Annotated in this window: 16 protein-coding genes and 2 pseudogenes; 12 read left to right on the top strand and 6 right to left on the bottom strand. The window is 58.9% G+C overall.

The window, feature by feature from the left end; translation table 11 throughout:
- Window positions 1-203 precede the first annotated feature (203 nt).
- The 4 genes and pseudogenes from NCT03_RS34430 to NCT03_RS30630 form a co-directional block, all read right to left on the bottom strand.
- Window positions 204-458 carry a carboxymuconolactone decarboxylase family protein gene (locus NCT03_RS34430; protein ID WP_502800444.1) on the bottom strand — a complete coding sequence of 85 codons (255 nt, stop codon included), beginning with the start codon at window positions 456-458 and terminating at the stop codon, window positions 204-206.
- A 184-nt stretch (window positions 459-642) separates the two neighbouring features.
- Complete coding sequence (locus NCT03_RS30640; RefSeq protein WP_250495170.1) at window positions 643-1,158, bottom strand: (R)-mandelonitrile lyase; 516 nt, start codon at window positions 1,156-1,158, stop codon at window positions 643-645.
- A pseudogene (locus NCT03_RS30635) lies at window positions 1,155-1,626 on the bottom strand (cupin domain-containing protein). Before NCT03_RS30635 ends, NCT03_RS30640 begins: the two are co-directional and overlap by 4 nt.
- Before the next feature lie 625 nt (window positions 1,627-2,251).
- Window positions 2,252-2,589: pseudogene (locus NCT03_RS30630) on the bottom strand (helix-turn-helix domain-containing protein); the annotation flags it as partial.
- Window positions 2,590-3,293: 704 nt separating this feature from the next.
- On the opposite strand from NCT03_RS30630, the gene NCT03_RS30625 reads away from it, so the two are divergent.
- From NCT03_RS30625 to NCT03_RS30600, 6 genes are all read left to right on the top strand, one after another.
- Entirely contained in the window at window positions 3,294-4,835 is a 1,542-nt protein-coding gene (locus NCT03_RS30625; protein WP_250495169.1) for an ABC transporter substrate-binding protein, read from the top strand.
- Between the two features lie 258 nt (window positions 4,836-5,093).
- Entirely contained in the window at window positions 5,094-6,266 is a 1,173-nt protein-coding gene (locus NCT03_RS30620) for a porin (protein ID WP_250495168.1), read from the top strand.
- 223 nt (window positions 6,267-6,489) lie between these two features.
- The gene (locus tag NCT03_RS30615; protein WP_250495167.1) at window positions 6,490-8,247 is read left to right on the top strand and encodes a hypothetical protein; all 1,758 of its coding nucleotides are present in this window, start codon (window positions 6,490-6,492) and stop codon (window positions 8,245-8,247) included.
- A 110-nt stretch (window positions 8,248-8,357) separates the two neighbouring features.
- On the top strand, window positions 8,358-9,077 hold the full coding sequence (locus NCT03_RS30610) for a hypothetical protein (protein WP_250495166.1): 720 nt from the start codon (window positions 8,358-8,360) through the stop codon (window positions 9,075-9,077).
- Between the two features lie 18 nt (window positions 9,078-9,095).
- Window positions 9,096-9,494, top strand: coding sequence for a carboxymuconolactone decarboxylase family protein (locus NCT03_RS30605; protein WP_250495165.1), 399 nt, complete (start codon window positions 9,096-9,098; stop codon window positions 9,492-9,494).
- A gap of 2 nt (window positions 9,495-9,496) precedes the next feature.
- Entirely contained in the window at window positions 9,497-10,111 is a 615-nt protein-coding gene (locus tag NCT03_RS30600; protein ID WP_250495164.1) for an amino acid synthesis family protein, read from the top strand.
- Between the two features lie 61 nt (window positions 10,112-10,172).
- Here the strand turns inward: NCT03_RS30600 and NCT03_RS30595 are convergent, their stop codons facing one another.
- Together NCT03_RS30595 and NCT03_RS30590 are read right to left on the bottom strand one after the other, a co-directional pair.
- Window positions 10,173-10,883 (bottom strand): GntR family transcriptional regulator, encoded by a 711-nt coding sequence (locus NCT03_RS30595; protein ID WP_250495163.1) that lies wholly within the window; start codon window positions 10,881-10,883, stop codon window positions 10,173-10,175.
- Between the two features lie 49 nt (window positions 10,884-10,932).
- On the bottom strand, window positions 10,933-11,718 hold the full coding sequence (locus NCT03_RS30590) for an alpha/beta fold hydrolase (protein WP_350030191.1): 786 nt from the start codon (window positions 11,716-11,718) through the stop codon (window positions 10,933-10,935).
- 110 nt (window positions 11,719-11,828) lie between these two features.
- Here NCT03_RS30590 and NCT03_RS30585 point away from each other — a divergent pair, with 110 nt between their 5' ends.
- The 6 genes from NCT03_RS30585 to NCT03_RS30560 all read left to right on the top strand — a co-directional run bounded on the left by NCT03_RS30585 (window position 11,829) and on the right by NCT03_RS30560 (window position 18,207).
- The gene (locus NCT03_RS30585; protein WP_284503525.1) at window positions 11,829-12,809 is read left to right on the top strand and encodes an aldo/keto reductase; all 981 of its coding nucleotides are present in this window, start codon (window positions 11,829-11,831) and stop codon (window positions 12,807-12,809) included.
- Between the two features lie 66 nt (window positions 12,810-12,875).
- A complete protein-coding gene (locus tag NCT03_RS30580) occupies window positions 12,876-14,360 on the top strand; it encodes an aldehyde dehydrogenase (protein WP_502800443.1) in 1,485 nt (494 codons plus the stop codon).
- Window positions 14,361-14,392: 32 nt separating this feature from the next.
- Window positions 14,393-15,331 (top strand): ABC transporter permease, encoded by a 939-nt coding sequence (locus NCT03_RS30575; RefSeq protein WP_250495161.1) that lies wholly within the window; start codon window positions 14,393-14,395, stop codon window positions 15,329-15,331.
- 10 nt (window positions 15,332-15,341) lie between these two features.
- Window positions 15,342-16,130 (top strand): ABC transporter permease, encoded by a 789-nt coding sequence (locus NCT03_RS30570; protein ID WP_250495160.1) that lies wholly within the window; start codon window positions 15,342-15,344, stop codon window positions 16,128-16,130.
- Window positions 16,127-17,182: an ABC transporter ATP-binding protein gene (locus NCT03_RS30565; RefSeq protein WP_250495159.1), complete on the top strand. Its 1,056-nt coding sequence runs from the start codon at window positions 16,127-16,129 to the stop codon at window positions 17,180-17,182. The genes NCT03_RS30570 and NCT03_RS30565 overlap by 4 nt, the downstream gene beginning before the upstream one ends.
- Window positions 17,179-18,207, top strand: a complete 1,029-nt coding sequence (locus NCT03_RS30560; protein WP_250495158.1) for an ABC transporter ATP-binding protein — start codon at window positions 17,179-17,181, stop codon at window positions 18,205-18,207. Before NCT03_RS30565 ends, NCT03_RS30560 begins: the two co-directional genes overlap by 4 nt.
- Window positions 18,208-18,213 lie beyond the last annotated feature (6 nt).

The following is an 18,213-nucleotide window of genomic DNA, read 5'->3' as shown; positions in this document are numbered from 1 at the left end:
AACCTTTGGTCACCGCACTGCCACGAGCATGCCATACGTGCGCAATGCATCGAGAATGGCCGCCGCGAGGCGCTTACTTGCAAGCTGGCAGCTTTGTCAGTCCAGATTGCCTCGCTCGAAGATCTCGCCGAATAGATGGGACTTGAGGTATTCGTCTTTAGCCGGAGCGAAGGCGAACAGCGGTACCTTGAACGGTGAGCCCGTCACTTGGTCTGGTTGGCCGTGCTAGCAGCCAGGACAGCGTCGCCCTTCGGGCTTGCGTGGCGGGGGCCTTGGCCCGGCGCATCCTGAATGCCGCGCTGGTTGCGCGCCTCTAGCACATTCATCAATTCAGTCAGTGCATTGAAGCCGCGCGGCAATCCCGCGTAGGCATACAGCTGCACTAGGTTTTCCCTGGCATCTCTCACCGTTAGACCGGTTTTCAGACCCTGGTTTAGCGCAGCATTCAGTTTCGCCATATCGCCCCCAGCGGGGCGAAGGCTGCGATGGGACCGACGGTGCGCTGTCGGGCCGAGAGGGCTGCAGACGCTGCGGGCTTGTCGGCCACATCCCCTTGCCTCCCGGGTATGAGGGGCGGCTTGGCATAGCGTTGATGCTGTGCCGAGCACAATGACGGCCATTGGACGGGTCATGGCGCGCTTTTCATTGTGCCTGCTTACCGTCGTATTGGTCATCGGTGACTTTCTCCGACCAGTCGACGTTCCTACCGTTCACGGTGCCTGTGACGGTCAGATAGGTCACTGCGGTCATGGGCGCAGCACCATGCCAATGTTTGACGTCGGGAGGGCACCAGATCACATCGCCGGGGCGCACGATGACAACGGGCTTGCCCCACTCCTGAACGCGCCCGACTCCTGAAGTCACCACAAGCCGCTGTCCGTAGGGGTGGGTGTGCCACGCCGAGCGGGCGCCTGGCTCAAATGTGACCATAGCGCCTGCGGCACGGATTTCTGCATTGGGCGACCACAAAGGGTCGATCCGCGCTCGGCCGGTGAAGGTCTCGGCGGGACCGGCGATTGAGGCCTGACTTCCTGCAAGCACAATTTCCTGCCGGGCTGGCGCCGATGCGGTGCTATCGGCCTGAGGGGCGGCAGCAGCGGTCGTGGCGATCTGTAGCGTGACGGCTGTCAGGAAAATTTTGAAGGAGAAGATTTTCATAAAGGGACTTTCCTTGAAGAGAGGGAGGCACTATCGGCGCGGCTACTCAGTGGCTCCTCCCCATCCCGTAGCGGGCCTGCCAGGCATTGCTTCACGGTTACATGCTCCAGCCAGTCCGCGTTCTTTCCGTCGAGCGCTTCGTGGATTCCGGTGTGAGTCATGGCGTAGATCGGTGTGGCACTGTGCCAGTGTTTATGCCCGGGTGGACACCGGGTGACATCGCCCGCTCGGGTTTCGACGACGGGTACACCTTCGCAATGCAACTTGCCGTAGCCAGCGGTGACAACCATCGTCTTTCCGAGAGGGTGGAGATGCCAAGCCGATCATGCGCCCGGCTCGGAGGATCGGCCGCGCACAGGGTGCGGGCCGGAGCAGCAGGGCTATGAGTGGGTTGATACAAACAGTGCCGTTGAACCATCCGGCAGGACCCTTAATCGACGGCTGAGATTCAGCGCGCTTCCGTTCCACAAATGGTTCCTTCCAATTGGTTGACTTCTGTCGCGACGTTGCTCACGCAGCAAAAGAGCATTCCTTTTGCCAGCGTCATCACACGCTTGATCGGAAATGAGCTCGTTTTGCAACGATTTTCGAAAGACCGTTGAGAATGCTCAACACCGCCGTTGCGCCTTCCACCGAATATAGTCGTAGCAGGTCCGCGCGACTAGAAGTCAGAAACGCATGCACTTATAAATGGTACACATCAATCGAGTCGCTAGTGCGCCTTGGCTCATATTAGTCCGTTACCCAATCTCTCGACGAGCGGTGACAGTTTAGGTAACAAATTGAGCCGGTTGGTGTTGGCGTCCGTTAGGTTTGTCTGGCGATGTCCACACTATTTGCCTTCTCAGTCGCTTTCTGTAAATGGAGAGGATGTTCGTTAATTCTGCTAACGTATCGGCTTGTTCTTTAGCTGGCTGATTTGGCTGCCGATCAAAGCTACAGGTGCGCTGCCACAGGAGACGGAAAGTATTTTCGGCGTTGACACCGAAGTGAGCTTCGGCCGCTTTTCCGGCCCTCCAAACCCCAAGTTTGGAGTTGGCATCCTTGCTTAGCTGAGCCTTGCACCAGCCTTGCCGGCTTGGGCGCGGGGCTTACGTTTTACAGCATTGCGCGTGAGTTCTCGTGAAACGGTTGATGGACTTCGTCCGATACGCCGAGCGATCTCGCGGAACCCAACGCCTTGGACGGGAAGCAATGCTATCTCTTCTCGCTGAGCAAACGACAGGCATCGACCCGCAACAGCTTCCGACATGAATGGTGACCTTCAGGCACGATAGCGAAAGTAGCGTGAGCCCACCGCCTGATATGCGCTTACCGCCACCGCGCTTTCTCGATTGTAATTTCGGTTGCGACCCGTTGCCAAACCCGGTGCCCGATTTTCATGCCCGAATAATGGCGCGCCCGGTGACTACATCGCCCCTGCCCGGTCAACCGATATACCTTCTTTGCATCTTCGCGCCATGCAACATCCCTTGATTGAACGTGTTGCGACGACCGGTTGAATTCACCTTGGGTTCCCCCGTCCGAATGATGCAGCCTGCCGGGCTCGGTGCAGCGCCGAGCCTACGCGATCCTAAAGCGTAATTCGCTATGTCCCCGGCCGGTCTCGCGCCTCCCATCTTTGACCTCACACATGCTGCGTAATAGCAGCATTCTTCTATCATCGACGGCTGCGTTCTCGGCTGTATTCCTCCTTCGGACGCGGCTAACCAGCCTTCTTCAATGCGCAGCCATCTTGCTTGCGTGACTACAAAAGCCTGCGTCGTGCAATCACCGTTTGTGGACGCCGCGGCGAGTCCACGTGCGGACGAGCTCCTACTTTGCGCAGGAGGGTTAATGCATTGCGCCTTTAGCGCAGATTGCGGCAACGCGACCTAAAGCGTGCCTCGATTAAGTCGGATCGGTTTTTCGGAGGTTTTGTTTGCGCCGCAGACGAAAACATCTAAGCATTCGCTCTCTTTGTTCGCAAGCTCGAAACGTTAGATTGATGCGCTTCGAAAACCGCGGGTGTATTCCCGAAAGCACTGAACCGAGGCATATGACACAGGAAATCACTTATTTTTTTTTCGTTGCTTGTCAGACAGAATACGATCATCCTACATCCAATCAGTTCATTCTCGCGAGGAGCTTTCCTGATGCGTCGTCGTTCCTTTTTGGCCATGACCGGCGCTGCGAGCGCCGCATTGTTGCTCGCACAAGCTAGCCACGCCGCTTCGGATGCCGCTTCAAGGCCAGTCAGCGGCGGCACTCTGCGCGTTGCATTCACGTCGGATACAAAGACACTCGACCCGACGTTCTCTGTCAATTTTTCTGAGCGTCAGCCGCTCTACCTGATCTACAACACCCTTCTGTCCATTACTCCCGACGCGTCGGTTGGGCCGGAACTCGCTGAACGATGGGAAATCCTTGACGCTGGCAAGCGGCTCGTGTTGCATCTAAAAAGGGGAGTGTTGTTCCACGACGGTACACCGTTCGATGCCGCTGCCGTTAAGGTGAATCTTGATCATCGTCTTGATCCAACTGTCGGTTCGCCACTGCGTCCGCAACTCGCGTTGATCGTTGAAAGCGTTGAAGTCAACGATCCGCAAACCGTCACGCTCCACTTGAAATCGCGAAGCCCGGCGCTGCTTGGCATGCTCGCGCAACGCGAGGGCTTCATGGCGTCGCCAGCCGCAATGAAGCAGTACGGCAAGGACTTCGCGACGCATCCGGTCGGCACTGGACCGTTCGTCTTCAAGGAATGGATTCCGGGGAATTCATTGACCGTCGAAAAAAACCCGAAGTACTGGGAGCCGGGCAAGCCGTATCTTGATCGCGTCGTGTTTAGCGACACGTCGAACCCAATCGTCGCAATGCAGCGGCTGCGTACCGGCGAGGTCGATTACATTTCGGCGCTCTCGCCGATCGATATTCGCCCGATCGAGAAACAGCCTGACATCGTGCTCGAACCAGGTCCTGCGAGTCGCTGGTATGCGCTGCAATGGCAGGTCGACCGGCCGCCGTTCAATAATCCGCTAGTGCGTCAGGCCATCGCGCATGCAGTCGACCGCAAACGCATGGTCGATATCCTCATGAACGGTAAAGTGCCTATTGCTGAATCAGTCGCGCCGCCGGGCGCGTGGTGGTTCGATGCATCGGTGAAGTCGTATCCGTACGATCCGGCGAAGGCGAAGGCACTGCTCGTGCAGGCGGGCGTGACGAACTTGGCCGTGAATCTGTCAACGCCACAGATCATGCTGATGCAGCAGATTGATCAGCTTGTGCAAGAGCAGCTTAAGGCAGTCGGCATCGTCGTGAGGCTCGATCCGATCGCGCAAAGCGACTGGTATCCACGGCTTTCGCAAGGGCTTATCAACTTCAGTCCGATCCGCTGGGCGCAACGTCCCGATCCGGACGCACTGTTTCCACTGCTGTTTGGCAGCACGGGCGCGCAAAACAGTACGAAGTATCGCAATCCCGAAGTCGACAAGCTGCTCCAGCAAGCACGCGACGCCAGCGATCAATCAACACGCAAGCAGCTCTACGGCCAGGTCGAGGCGATCGTCACACACGATCTACCTTACGTGCCGCTCTTTTTTTCGATCGAATACGCAGCGATGCGCAGCAATGTGCACAACCACGTATGGCTGCCCGACGAGATTCCGCGTTTTCGCAACATGTGGAAATCGACGGGTTGATCGGCAAGACCGAGTCTGTCGCGACGGCATCACGGATCGTGTCGTGACGGCGCAGTAGGGCGGCCGACGGATCCGCAGACGCCAGGCGCACCGCGCGCCGTATGCGATTTGCGTGACGCGGAAGCATGAGCGTAGACGCGACAAATCCGCCCCATAGCGGAGGAGCGTCATCGCGTTTGCCGCATACCTAGTTCCCTTACGATCACCCAGCCGACGCGCAGGGCGTGATCGATCAAAGCGCTTTTACGGTGAGACAACATGAAAAAGATTTCTCTGGCGGCTCTGTTTCTCGCAGGAAGCTCCGGCGTGGCGGTGGCGCAAAGCAGCGTGACGCTATATGGCATCGTCGACGAAGGGTTTCTGTTCAATAACAACGCCCGCACCGGTTCGCAGGTGGGGCTAGTAAGCGGCAGTCAATCCGGAAGCCGATGGGGGCTGCGCGGCACTGAGAACCTAGGCGGTGAACTCGCGGCCATCTTCAACATTGAAGGAGGCTTCAATTCGTCGACGGGCGCGCTTGGTCAGAACGGTGACGTCTTCGGACGCCAGGCTTACGTCGGCCTAAGCGGGCAATCGTGGGGTTCGCTGACGTTCGGCCGGCATTATCCGACAGGTTACGACTTCGTCGGTAGCATGACCGCAGCAGCGCAATGGGCGCTCGGCGGCGCAGGTTATGGGGCGCATCCCGCCGATCTCGACAACCTCGACGGCACCTATCGCGTCAACAACTCGGTCAAGTACAAGTCGCCAGGCTTCGGCGGCTTCTCGTTCGGCGGCACGTATTCTTTCGGCGGAGTCGCTGGCAATTTTGCGCGCAACCAGGTTTGGTCGCTCGCGGCCGGCTACAACATCGGCCCAATTGGGTTAGCCGCGGAGTACACGAAGACCTTCAACCCGAACTACGCATTGTGGGGTAATAAAGCCAATGACAGCACGACCGGCTCGAACATGTCCGGCCCGGTGATCTCCGGACTCTCGAGGGCAGGCACGCAGGACGTGGCGGCGACAGGCATCACTTACAAGATCGGAGACGGCTCGATTGGCGTTGTGTACAGCCACGCGTCTTTCAATAACCTCGGCACGACCGCAGTCATTGGTGCGCCCGGCGGACTGCGTGGCACCGCCGTGTTCAACATCGTCGAAGCGAACGCAAAGTATTTGTTGACGCCGTCGTTATTGGTCGGCGCGGCATATCACTACACGGCAGGCGGAAGTCTTGGCGGTCGGTCGGGCGCACGTTATCAGCAAGTTGATCTTGGAGTCGACTACAGCTTGTCGAAACGCACGGATCTCTATCTTGTCGGTATCTTCCAGCAGGCCTCTGGCCATGATTCGACGGGTGCCAATGCCGTCGCGCAGATAGCTTTCGCGACCCAATCGTCGACGAATCGGCAGGTCGTCACTGTCGCGGGCATTCGACACCGGTTTTGATCATTACATATCGCTGGCTCAGTTGTCCCCAGGGCCTGCCTGAGCCTTTGGGCTTTCGCCTCTCGCGACTTCACGCCCTACACGGTCGCTGCACAAACCTTGTCAGAGGCGTCGAAAATTAACAGTGCATCTGACAAGCAGATGGTATACTAAAAGACATGAGTCACCGCGGGTCCTTCGAGGACGTCGGCGTGGACACTGCGTGCAACGACAAGGACATGTAATGCCGATTGAATTGCCATCCTTTTTGAGGGAGGCCGCAACGGATCTGTTGGGTACCGGAGCGGTCGATAGAATCGTCAGCCATATGCGGCCTGCGGAATCGATCATGGTTGGCCCGCTGCTCGGGTCGATGAAAGCGTCGCGCGTGAGCTTTGCGTATGTGCTGGCGCGCCGAATGATCACCGAACGCTGGAAGATTTCGCTTGATTTTTGTGAAGCGGAGGCAGCCGGACAAGCGCGGCTGGTGTATCGCATCAAAGCACGCGGTGTTGATTTCACGTATGTGGCGCGCGCCTACGAGTGGGATGGAAAGGAAAAAGTAGGGCGGCGCTCGGACGGCGCGAATCGCGACATGTTCGGCGCGCTGTTTGTCGGCACTCCGGATGCGGCGCGCATCGAGCGGGAGTTCGCCACATTTGATTTGAAGAACGTCGAAGCGATGCGCACCGATGCGACGGTGCTTGGCTGGACGCCTGCCAATCGCAGCGCGCGCATCTTCGATCACGTTGTGGACGCGCTTGCGGCCGGGCATCAGCCGGAGTCGGGACTGATTGGTGGTGCGTCGGCGTATTTGCTTCGTAACGGCGGGTTCCAGGGTAGCGGCCGCAACGGCTCGTTATCGTATCTAGGCATTCCAGTAGATCATCCGCTTGCCCATCCGTTCTTTGCGGATCTCTTTGGACTCTACATGGTTCGCCAGGTGTCAATCGATCTAGTCAACGCAATCGCCCGCGCGCGCAATCCGCACGCGGTCAGGCTCGCCGACGACCTCGCGCGGTACCTTGCAGTCGGCAATTCGTCGGGACAGGGCATGTGCGTCGCGTTGCAGCGCTGGCCGCATTGGGTTTCGACCTGGCTGACGGTGCGAGAGGCGGCGCTCGGCTACGCGAAATCGATGTCCGTCGATGCGCCGCACACCGAGCGGCTGCGCGATCTGCTCACGCGTATTGCCACCTATTGCGACACAGTGCAGCTGCAGTCGGAAGATTATGTAATCCCTAATAAGGTGATTGCCGCAAATCTGCGAACGATGCTTGGCTGGCTCGACGACCGTCGCTGTTTTAAAACGTGGAACGACCTCGCGCAAGCGGCGCAATCATTCGACGCGGAAACCCAGGAACAACTCAATTCCGCGCTGATCGATCTGTACCCCTCAGTCTCCGACCGATTCGCCGACTATCTTGCCGTCGGTGCAGCGCGCGATCGCGAAGTGGCCGCCGAGATGACGGTTGGCGAACTAAAGCACTTGCTACGGAAGAATTACACGTGGGCGTTGCAGTATGACTTGCTGATGTCGAAGACGCGTCAGACATTTTGGTATCACTCCGCCGACAACGGCGAGCAGCGTCGCGGTGAACGCATCATCGATCCACATGAGGAGTTTGAATCTTTTGTCGATCACATCGGCACCGTGCAGCGGCTCGCATGCGTTGCGACTACTTTCGCCGACGATGCGCTGGTCGGCGATCTGATGTTCACGCATTCTGATTTGGAAATGGCAGTGTCGCGCGTGCAGTATCTCGACGGCCTGCCGTACGCCGAAATTCGCGACAACCTGATCCATCGAGATTTCATTCCTGCGCAGCTAATCCGTTTCTTCCTTGCATCGCTCGGCATTGAATGTTCGACGCCGCTGTCGATCCGGTACGTCCGCGGCGTGTTCTTCCAGGGCGTCCCCCTGCCTAGCGAGATTGCCGCCGGCGCAACACGAGACTGGCGTTATCCGGTCGAGCCGGCTATCCAAACGGAGACATTTTAATGAAGCAGCCGGCAATGGTATCGGCCGCGATGTCGGAGATTGTACGCGTCGCGTGGTGGAGTTTAAGATCGCTAGGCTGTCCCCTAGGTGCGATCGAAGCGCGAGCGCGGATGCTCGCGTATTCGCAGGCGCTCGACGGCCGTACGCTCGGCGCGCTGCGCGAGAATGAAGCTCGGCTGATCGCCGCATTTTCTGGCGATCAGCCGAGCTTTGATGCAAGCACTGGCAAGATCGAAGCAGCGGGACGCTCGATGCTCGACATGGGGCCGCGCGTAGTTGATCTAGTCGCTGGAATGGCGAAGCGGAAAGACGGTGTGGTGCGCGTCGAGGTCCTGCATCTCCCTGATCTCATCGGTCTTGCGGGCGCAGCGACGATCGCGGCGAAGCGCGGGCTCGGGCTAGCAATCATCGACAGCAAGCATACTTGGCGTGTCTACGCGGCAACGCGCGACGGCAATGTGACAGCGATGTCGGGCTTACTGCGGGATGCGTCAATCAACGATGCGTTAATTGCGTCGTGGCGCGAGATCGTGGGCGCGCGATTCCTGCCGACGTTGCCTGAAATGAACGCCGATCAAAGCGCGCTCGATGTTATCGCCTTCCCCTTCGTCGCTGACGACGCTTTTAGCGCGCGTGCGGAAAACGCGAAGGCACGCGGTATCACATGCCAGCACGTTAGCCGCGTGCTTAAGCGCGCCTACTCGCATGGTGTGGATGTTCCCATAGCCGATCTCGCCTTCCTGTACGAACTCGAAACCCGCACGTGGGCGCCATCGTCGGAACGCTCGCGGATGCAGGCGGGCTTCCAGGCGATCAGTTCCGCCGCGTGACATGAAAGGAGATATCCAATGGATGCAGAACGCTTCTCGCTTGGCGAACAGTGCCGCCGTGCGGTACTTGGCGATGCGTACGTCGATCAGTCGTTAAAAAACGCCGATGATTTCAGTCGGCCGTTCCAGGAACTAGTCACGGAATACTGCTGGGGCACGGTGTGGGGCGACGCGACGCTCGTGCCGCGCGAGCGAAGTATTCTTAACCTCGGCATGATCGCCGCGCTCGGCAAAATGCACGAGTTCGAACTGCACGTGCGCGGTGCACTAAAGAATGGCATCGGCCGCGACGAGCTACGCGCGGCGCTAATTCAAATCGCAGTGTATTGCGGCATTCCTGTGGGCGTCGACTGCTTTCGCGTGACGCGCAAGGTGCTTGCCGAGCTCGCTACTCAATCCACAACTCCGAAGGAATGACAATGCCGTTCTCGATCCGCAAAATCGTGGTCTACAAGGAAACCACTTTTATCGAAGGCGCTAAGGCGCTGGTCACGCCTATCACCGTCGCCGGCGTCGCGGCGGTAGTCCGCAATCCTTGGTTTGGACGGGGCTTCGTCGAAGATCTGTCGCCGGAACAGCGCGACGGTTGCAGTGAACTCGGCGAAGTATTGACGGCGCGCATGCTTGAAGAGATCGGAGGCAAGCGATCCATCCAGGCATATGGCAAGTGCGCGGTCGTCGGCGGTGGTGGAGAGGTCGAGCACGCGTCGGCGGTAATCCACAATCTGCGCTTTGGCAATCACTTCCGTAACGCTGTCGAAGCTGAGAGTTTTCTGTCGTTCACGAATAAGCGTGGCGGGCTAAATACGTCGTTGCAGGTTCCAATTAAGCACATTCACGACGGGTCGGCGCGAGCATATTTCATCACGCTTGAATTTGCGATTCCCGATGCGCCGAATTCCGACGAGATTGTCGTTGTGCTGGGAGCGTCAAGCGGCGGGCGGCCGCACGCGCGTATCGGAGACCGCCATCAGGACGTAAAAGAAATCGCCCAGGAAACGAGGGCGGAAGCGGAAGCCACAGCGGCACGATAACGCAAAAAGGGCAGTGCTCGTCAAAGCTCTGCCTTGTCGAATCAACGTGATCGATCGGGAATCAGCTCTGCCGGTTTGCCTCTGCCTCTTTTAGAAGCGCGGATGCTGATTGCGCCGATCGCTCAATCAGTGCGCGAACCGCTAAGGCGGCTGCGTTGCCGTCGCGCTTGCTCAGCGCAGTAAAGATTTTGCCCATCAGTTCAACTGTGCGATGCCGGCGATCGATCGGTGCTCGTCGCGTCGTTGTGGCGCGTAAGAGACTGATGCGTGCGCCGAGTAATTGCATCACGTACATCGCGGTCTCGTTGCGTGCGCCCTTATAGATGATTGCGTAAAACCGATTTGATGCCGCTAAAAACGCATCGTCGTTTTCGACCGGAGTCGTCTTCAGCATGTTGAATGTCGCTTTAAGTTCCGCGATGTCGGCATCGGTGCTGCGCTCGGCGAAATGCAACGCCGCTTCTGAGTCAAGCGCCGCGCGCACTTCGTAGATCTCTGCGGCAATCTGGGGCGTCAACGTCGCTACCACGACGCCTTTAGTGTCAAGACTCTCGACCAGCCTTTCGGATTCGAGATTGCGCAGCGCCTCACGGATGCTGCTGCGGCTCACACCGGTCTGTTCGCATAAGTCGCGTTCGATTAGCTTCTGCCCCGGCGCAAGGCGTCCCGCGATGATCGCTTCACGCAGCACGTTAAGCGTTTTTATGCGGATGGTTTCGTTCTTGGCGACGCCCAACCCTAGTTCCTGGGCAACCATTGCGTCTTCTGTCATTGTTACACCTTGTCTAACATGTGGGCCGCTAGGCGCGGCCCGATCGATTTTATGTTGGCTGGAGAAATTCGAGCAGCAAACCGGCGATCAGATCCGGCGCTTCAAGCAGCACGCTGTGACGCAATTCCGGCAGGATGCGAAGCTGCGATTCCGTGATTTTCTCATGTAACAGCCGCGACATCCGCGGCGACGATCCCGGGTCGTTTTCGCCGGTCATTACGAGCGTCGGTACGGTAATGCGCTCAAACGCCATGCCCCGATCCGCTTCGGCGAACACGCGATAGGATGCTGCGTATGAACGGTGATCGTTTTGCACGAGTTGTTTAAGGCGCTCGGCGACGCGCTGCGGATTAGCAGCCTTGAATGCTGGCGTAAACCACCGCTCGTCGGCTGCGGCAACGACCGAAGCAATGCCCTCGCGATCTATCTGATCGGCGCGCTTCAGCACCCGGGCCCGTTCCTGATCAGTACGCTCTGCCACCGAGCTAATCAGCACAAGCCGGTCGAGCCGCACGGAATTCTCAATCGCGAATTTTTGCGCGATTAGCCCGCCGAGTGAAAAGCCGACTAGGTGCGTTTTCCGTATGCCCAGCGCATCCAGCATCGCGCCAAGATCCGCTACAAAATCATCCAGTGAGCAGCGACTCATTCTGCCCGACGCGCCGTGGCCGCGCAGGTCCGCGCGAAGCACTGTGAAGCGCGTTTCAAGCTGATTGGCTATTGCGTCCCAGCTTGCCTGATCGGCACCAATGCCGTGTAGCAGCGTAACGAACGGCCCGCTCCCACGCCTCACATACCTGAGCTCCAACCCGTCGTTCGCACGAATTTTTTCCACTTGCGTCACCTCAGTTAATCTGTTGGTATACGAGATACTAGCTGACAAAATACATTTCGGCTAGACTTGGTCAATATTGGAAAGGCATACGACTCACGGGGGAATGCTTCATGGAGTACGTAAGATTTGGCCGCTCGAGCCTTCGCATTTCGCGCATCGGACTCGGCGCAATGGGCATCGGAAGCCCCTCGTGGCGCAAGTGGGTTTTGGAAGAGAATGCGGCGCGCCCGATCCTACGCACCGCAGTCGAGGCCGGTATCAATCTGATTGATACCTGTGATTTTTATTCGTCAGGTGCAAGCGAAACGGTGCTTGGAAATGCGCTATGGGACTACGCTTCGCGTGACGAGATCGTACTCGCCACCAAGCTCGGCAATCCGATGGCCAAGCACGCGAACGCGCGTGGCTATTCGCGCAAGCACGTGGTCAGCGCCGTCGACGCATCGCTCGCGCGTTTGAAAACCGATTACATCGATCTTCTGCAAACGCATATTTGGCAGCCGGACGCGGATCTGGAAGAATTGGTCGTCGCATTCGACGACCTGATTACGAGCGGCAAAGTCCGTTATGTCGGTGCAACGACTATGCCCGCGTGGGCCTTCGTCCAATGTGTGAACCTAGCGAAACAGATGGGACGCACGCCGTTCGCGTCTATGCAATGCGAATACAACATCTGCCACCGCGAAGCCGAGCGCGAGCTGCTCCCGTTCTGTTGTGAATATGACATTGCGGTAGTGCCGTACAGTCCGCTCGCGCGCGGCTTCCTGTGCGCGGATCGGCGTGACGCTGCCAATCACACCGTCCGTCACGAGTCCGACGATTACACGCTCAAACACTACCACCGTCCAAGCGACTTTTTGGCGCAACAACGCGTCGCGCAAATTGCGGAAAAGCACGGCGTGGAACCGGCGCAGATCGCGCTTGCCTGGGCGCTGCGCCAGCCCGGCATCACAACACCAATCTTTGGTGCCACGAAAGCCAACCATGTGACAAGTGCCGTAGCGGCGCTCAATGCCCGGCTGGATGACGACGATAACCAAGTGCTGACCGATACGTACGAAACGCGTCCGCTCGGTGTAAGGACTCACTGAGCGCCACCGCGGCCACTCATCGACACGGACGCTGCACGCCGTGCCAACCCTCATCGAGGCGCTTCTATGACCCAGCAGATCGAAAATTTCGCTATGTACATCGACGGTGAATTCGTGCAGGCGGATCACGGCCGCACGTTCGACAGTGTTAATCCGTGGACTGGCCAGCCATGGGCGACAATTCCCGACTCGAGCGCCGCCGACGTGGATCGCGCCGTACAGGCCGCGCATCGCGCATTCACGAACGGACCGTGGCCGAGGATGACGCCGAATGAGCGCGCGGCGCTGTTGCAGAAGTTTGCGGACAAGCTCGTCGAAAACAAGGACCGGCTCGGTTTCGTCGAGACGCAGGACACGGGCAAGCTGCTGAGGGAAACTACCTGGCAGGCAGCGCATACGGCGCGCGCGTACACTTACTACGCAGGCCTTGCCGACAAGCTTCACGGAGAGATCCCTCCGTCTGCATCGAACATGCTGAATCTTGTATTGCACGAGCCGGTCGGCGTGGTCGCGGCTGTCATCCCGTGGAATTCGCAGCTGCAGCTATCGGCCTACAAGATCGCGCCCGCGCTCGCCACCGGCAACACGATCGTCGTGAAGGCATCCGAAGATGCGTCGGCACCGTTGCTCGCGCTGGCGAAACTCGCGCACGAGGTCGGTTTTCCGCCGGGCGTCATCAACTTTGTGTCCGGGCACGCCAATCCTTGCGCAATAACGCTCACTAGCCATCCGTTGGTGCGCCGTATCGCGTTCACCGGCGGTGTGGAAACCGCGCGCAAGCTGATCCCGAACTCTGCGCACAACATTGCCAAACTCTCGCTCGAACTGGGCGGCAAGTCGCCGGTGATCGTGTTCGACGACGCCGACCTCGACAGCTGTGTGAACGGAATCGTCGCTGGAATTTTTGGCGCAAGCGGGCAGAGTTGCGCGGCAGGTTCCCGGCTTATCGCACATGAGTCGATCCACGATGTGCTGATCACAAAGCTGGTCGACCGCGTGAAGACAATCACAATCGGCGATCCGACAAACGCGTCGACGAACATGGGGCCGCTCGCGACCGAGCGGCAGGTGAATCGCATAGAAACGCTGCTCGCGCAGTCAGTGGCACAGGGGGCCAGATTGGTCGCCGGCGGTAAGCGCGTGAGCGGCTTATTGCATAACCTGTGCTTCGAGCCAACGATCGCGCTATGCGATTCAAGCGACTACCCAATCGTGCGTCAAGAGTTGTTTGGCCCCGTACTCAGCGTGCTTAAATTCCAAACGGACGAGGAAGCCATTGGCATCGCCAACGACAGTGACTACGCATTCGCCGGCGGCATCTTCAGCCGCAATTTCGCGCGCGCGATGCGCACGGCGCGCGCTGTTCAGGCGGGACGCCTGTGGATCAACACCTATCGTGTGACCGGCGTTAACGTGCCGTTTGGCGGCTTCAAGCAGAGCGGATACGGGCGCGAAGCGGGCATTGACGCCCTCAAGGACTACACGGAGACGAAGGCGATAATGATCGAGGTCGGCGGCGAAGCGGTCGCAGATCCATTCGTAATGCGTTGAACGCGCCGCACGCTTAATGAGGGCATGCTCTTATGTTGACAGTGATAGGCAGACGGCTTGTATGGGCCGCCCCAAATCTCGTTTTCATCACCGCGTTGCTGTTTTTTAGCGTTGCGGTGTTCTTCGGCAACCCAGCAGCGCTAATGCTCGGCCAGGATGCGACGCCTGCAGCGATTGCCGATCTGAGCCATCAGATGGGCTTCGACCGACCGGCCGTCCTGCAGTATCTGAATTGGGTCGGTCATGCGCTAACCGGCGACCTCGGCCGCTCATACACGACGCATCAGACCGTCGCCGAGATGATGTTGCGCTCGCTTCCGGTGACGGTCGAACTCGCTGTGCTGGCGATCTTGCTCGCGACCATCGTCTCGGTTGGCCTTAGCAGTATGACGTGGGGCCAACGCGCGATCACGCCGTTTGTCACCGTGCTGTCGATCATCGGTATGACCGTGCCGAACTTCATGCTTGGGATGGTCGCGATTTTCGTCTTTTCGGTGAAGCTTGGCTGGTTACCGTCGGTGGGCTGGGTGTCATGGGACCGCGGGTTGTTCGTACATCTCGAGCACTTGATTTTACCGACTGCTACGCTCGCTGCTTATTACTTCGGCGCCTTCACGCTTGTCTATCGCGCTGAGTATCAGGCGGTTCGCGAGCGGCTGTTCGTGCGTGTCGCGCGGGCCAAGGGCCTTTCCGCTCACCGCGTTTCGTTCCGGCACATCCTGCCCAATTCGATCCTGCCGGTAATCACATACATCGGCATTAGTCTCGGTCAGCTGATGGGCGGCGCCGTCGTCACCGAGACGCTGTTCTCGATGCCCGGGATCGGAAAGCTGTTCGTCACGTCGATTCTTTCACGGGACTATCCGGTGATGCTAGCGGTCGGAATGTTCATCATCGTCGCGGTGATCGTGATGAACTTGCTGGCCGACGTTGTCTACATGCTGATTAATCCGCAGATCCGGCTTAACTAAGGAGTTCGAAGTGCACGACATTATGAAACGTCCCAAGGTGCAAGTCGGCGGGTTGATTCTGTTGGTGATGATCGCGGTGTCGCTGCTCGCACCGTTTCTCGCGCCACACGATCCGACCGCGAGCAGCATCATGTTTCTCGCGCCGCCCGGCGGCGACAATTTGCTCGGTACCGATGAGCTTGGCCGCGACATCCTTTCGCGACTGATTTTTGGCGGGCAATCGTCGCTGATCGTCGGGATCGGCGCGGCGGTAATGGCGGCGATCATCGGCATTCCGGTCGGCCTTGTCGCCGGTTATCTTGGCGGCCGTGTCGATCTGATGTGCACGCAAGTAATCGATATCTTTATTGCGCTGCCGGGGCTAATCCTCGCGCTCATCATTACCGCGATGATAGGTCCGACGCTTATTAACCTTGTGCTCGTGCTGGGTTTCGTCAGCTGGCCGCGCATCGCGCGTCTTGTGCGCGGACAAACGCTTGCATTGCGAGAGTCGGTGTTTGTCGAGGCGTCTAAAGCGGTTGGCGCGCGCGCTGACTGGATCATGCTCAAGCACATCTGGCCGAACACCGCGCGCATCGTTGCCGCGCAGTTTGCGTTGACGGTCGCGTACTCGATCTTCACTTCTGCGAGTCTGTCGTTTCTTGGCCTCGGAATGCCGCCGCCGACGCCTGACTGGGGCGCGATGGTGCGCGCTGGGTTCGACTATCTGGCGATGAATCCCAGCATGAGTTTTGCGCCGGGCGCCGCCGTCGCCGCCACCGTGTTCAGCTTCTACCTGATCGGAACCAGCATCAAATGACCGCCACCTTAGTAGACAACCGCCTGCTCACGGTCGACCATCTTTCGGTGTCGTTCCACAGTGGCAAGAGACGCCTGCCCGTTCCAGTCGTACGCGACGTTTCGTTCTCAATAGACAAGGGCGAGATCGTTGCGATCGTGGGTGAGTCCGGTTGCGGCAAATCGACGACCGGACTTGCGCTGCTCGGTTTGATCGATGGCAATGCGTCGGTGCGCGGCGGCATTCATCTTGCTTGCAAAGACGGACGCGCCGTCGACGTCGCCATGCTGCGAGAGCGTGAATTGCAACGCATGCGCGGCAACGATGCAGCGATGATCTTTCAGGAGCCAATGTCGTCGCTGAATCCACTTCATTGTATCGGCGCGCAGATCGAAGAAGCGCTTGGAACGCATCGCAAGATGCGGCCAAGAGAACGCGCCGCTGAAGCGCTGCGCCTCGTATCGATGCTCGGCATTCCGAGCCCCGCGGAGTGTCTGAAAAGCTACCCGCATCAGCTCTCCGGCGGCATGCGCCAGCGCGTGATGATCGCAATTGCGCTGTCGTGCCATCCCGCGTTGCTGATCGCGGATGAGCCGACGACCGCTCTCGACGTGACCGTGCAGGCGCAGATCGTGGAACGCATGAAACAGCTGCAGCAGGAAACGCAAATGGCGATTCTTTTTGTCACACACGATCTTTCGCTGGTAGCTGAAATCGCGGATCGCGCCCTAGTGATGTATGCGGGTGAGATCGTCGAAACGGGGCCAGTCGGGGAGCTGTTCAACCGTCCGTTAATGCCTTATACGCAGGCGCTGATGCGCTCACGTCCGCGTCTGGGTGACGCTCGTCACCGCATCCAACCGATCCCGGGGGGTGCGCCGAATCCGGCGTCACTTCCGGGCGGCTGCGCTTTCCATAAGCGCTGTGAGCATGCGGTCGTCGGACGTTGCGACAAACAGGTGCCGCCGCTCGAAACTACCAACGACGGCCTGCGCCAGGTGCGCTGTCTGCGCTGGCGCGAATTGGAGCAGACGCCGCAATGCGTGCCCGTCTTGCAAGGACAAGCGATATGACGCCCACTCTTGACTCGTCCGTCGACATGGCGCCTACGCAAGCTGCCGCGGCGCCGCCGCTTTTGACTGTGAGCCACCTGCGCAAGTTGTACGACATACGGCACGGCATGTTCTCGAAGCTCGTCGGCCACGTGCATGCCGTCAACGACGTCTCATTCGATATCGCGTCGGGCGAGACGCTCGGTCTAGCGGGTGAATCCGGATCGGGCAAAACGACGATCGGCCGATCCGTGCTGCGTCTGATCGAGCCTACGGGCGGCGCAATACGTTTCGATGGCCGGGACGTGATGGCGATGAACGCATCGGCGCTGCGCGAGTACCGCCGCAGCGCACAGATCATCTTCCAGGACCCGTTCGCGTCGATCAACCCGCGCATGAAGATCCGCGATGTGATCGCGGAGCCGCTGAGGGTCCAGAAGATCTACGCGACAGAAGGCGAAGTGAACCGGCGCGTGAGTGAACTGCTGGACCTTGTGTCGTTGTCCGATGACTACAAGGATCGCAGCCCGACCGCGCTGTCGGGCGGCCAGCGGCAGCGTGTAGTGATCGCGCGGGCGCTAGCAGTCAATCCTAAGTTTATCGTCGCCGACGAGCCAATCTCCGCGCTCGACGTATCGATTCAGGCGCAGATTGTAAGCCTGCTTGACGAACTGAAGCAGCGCCTGAATCTTGCGATGCTATTTATTTCGCACGATCTTACGGTGATGGAATACCTTTCCGATCGAATCGCCGTGGTCTATCTCGGGCAGATTATGGAGATCGGACCGGCGCGTTCGATCACGCAGACGCCAAAGCACCCGTACACCGAAGCGCTGATCTCCGCCGTGCCCAACGATCGGCCGGATCAGCGTAGAAAACGCGTCGTGCTGCAAGGCGATGTCGCCGATCCCGTTTCGCCGCCTAGCGGTTGCGTGTTCCGCACGCGCTGCATTTACGCATTGCCGGAATGTGCGCAGCAGCGACCAGCCATACGCGAGATTGCGCCGCTGCACTTCAAAGCATGCATTCGCGACGACGTGTTGTGACCTCAC

It is taken from the genome of Caballeronia sp. GAWG1-1, assembly GCF_023631465.1.
Taxonomy (GTDB): domain Bacteria; phylum Pseudomonadota; class Gammaproteobacteria; order Burkholderiales; family Burkholderiaceae; genus Caballeronia.
The sequence above is the reverse complement of the archived record's forward strand: the minus strand, read 5'-3'. Positions and strand labels throughout refer to the sequence as shown.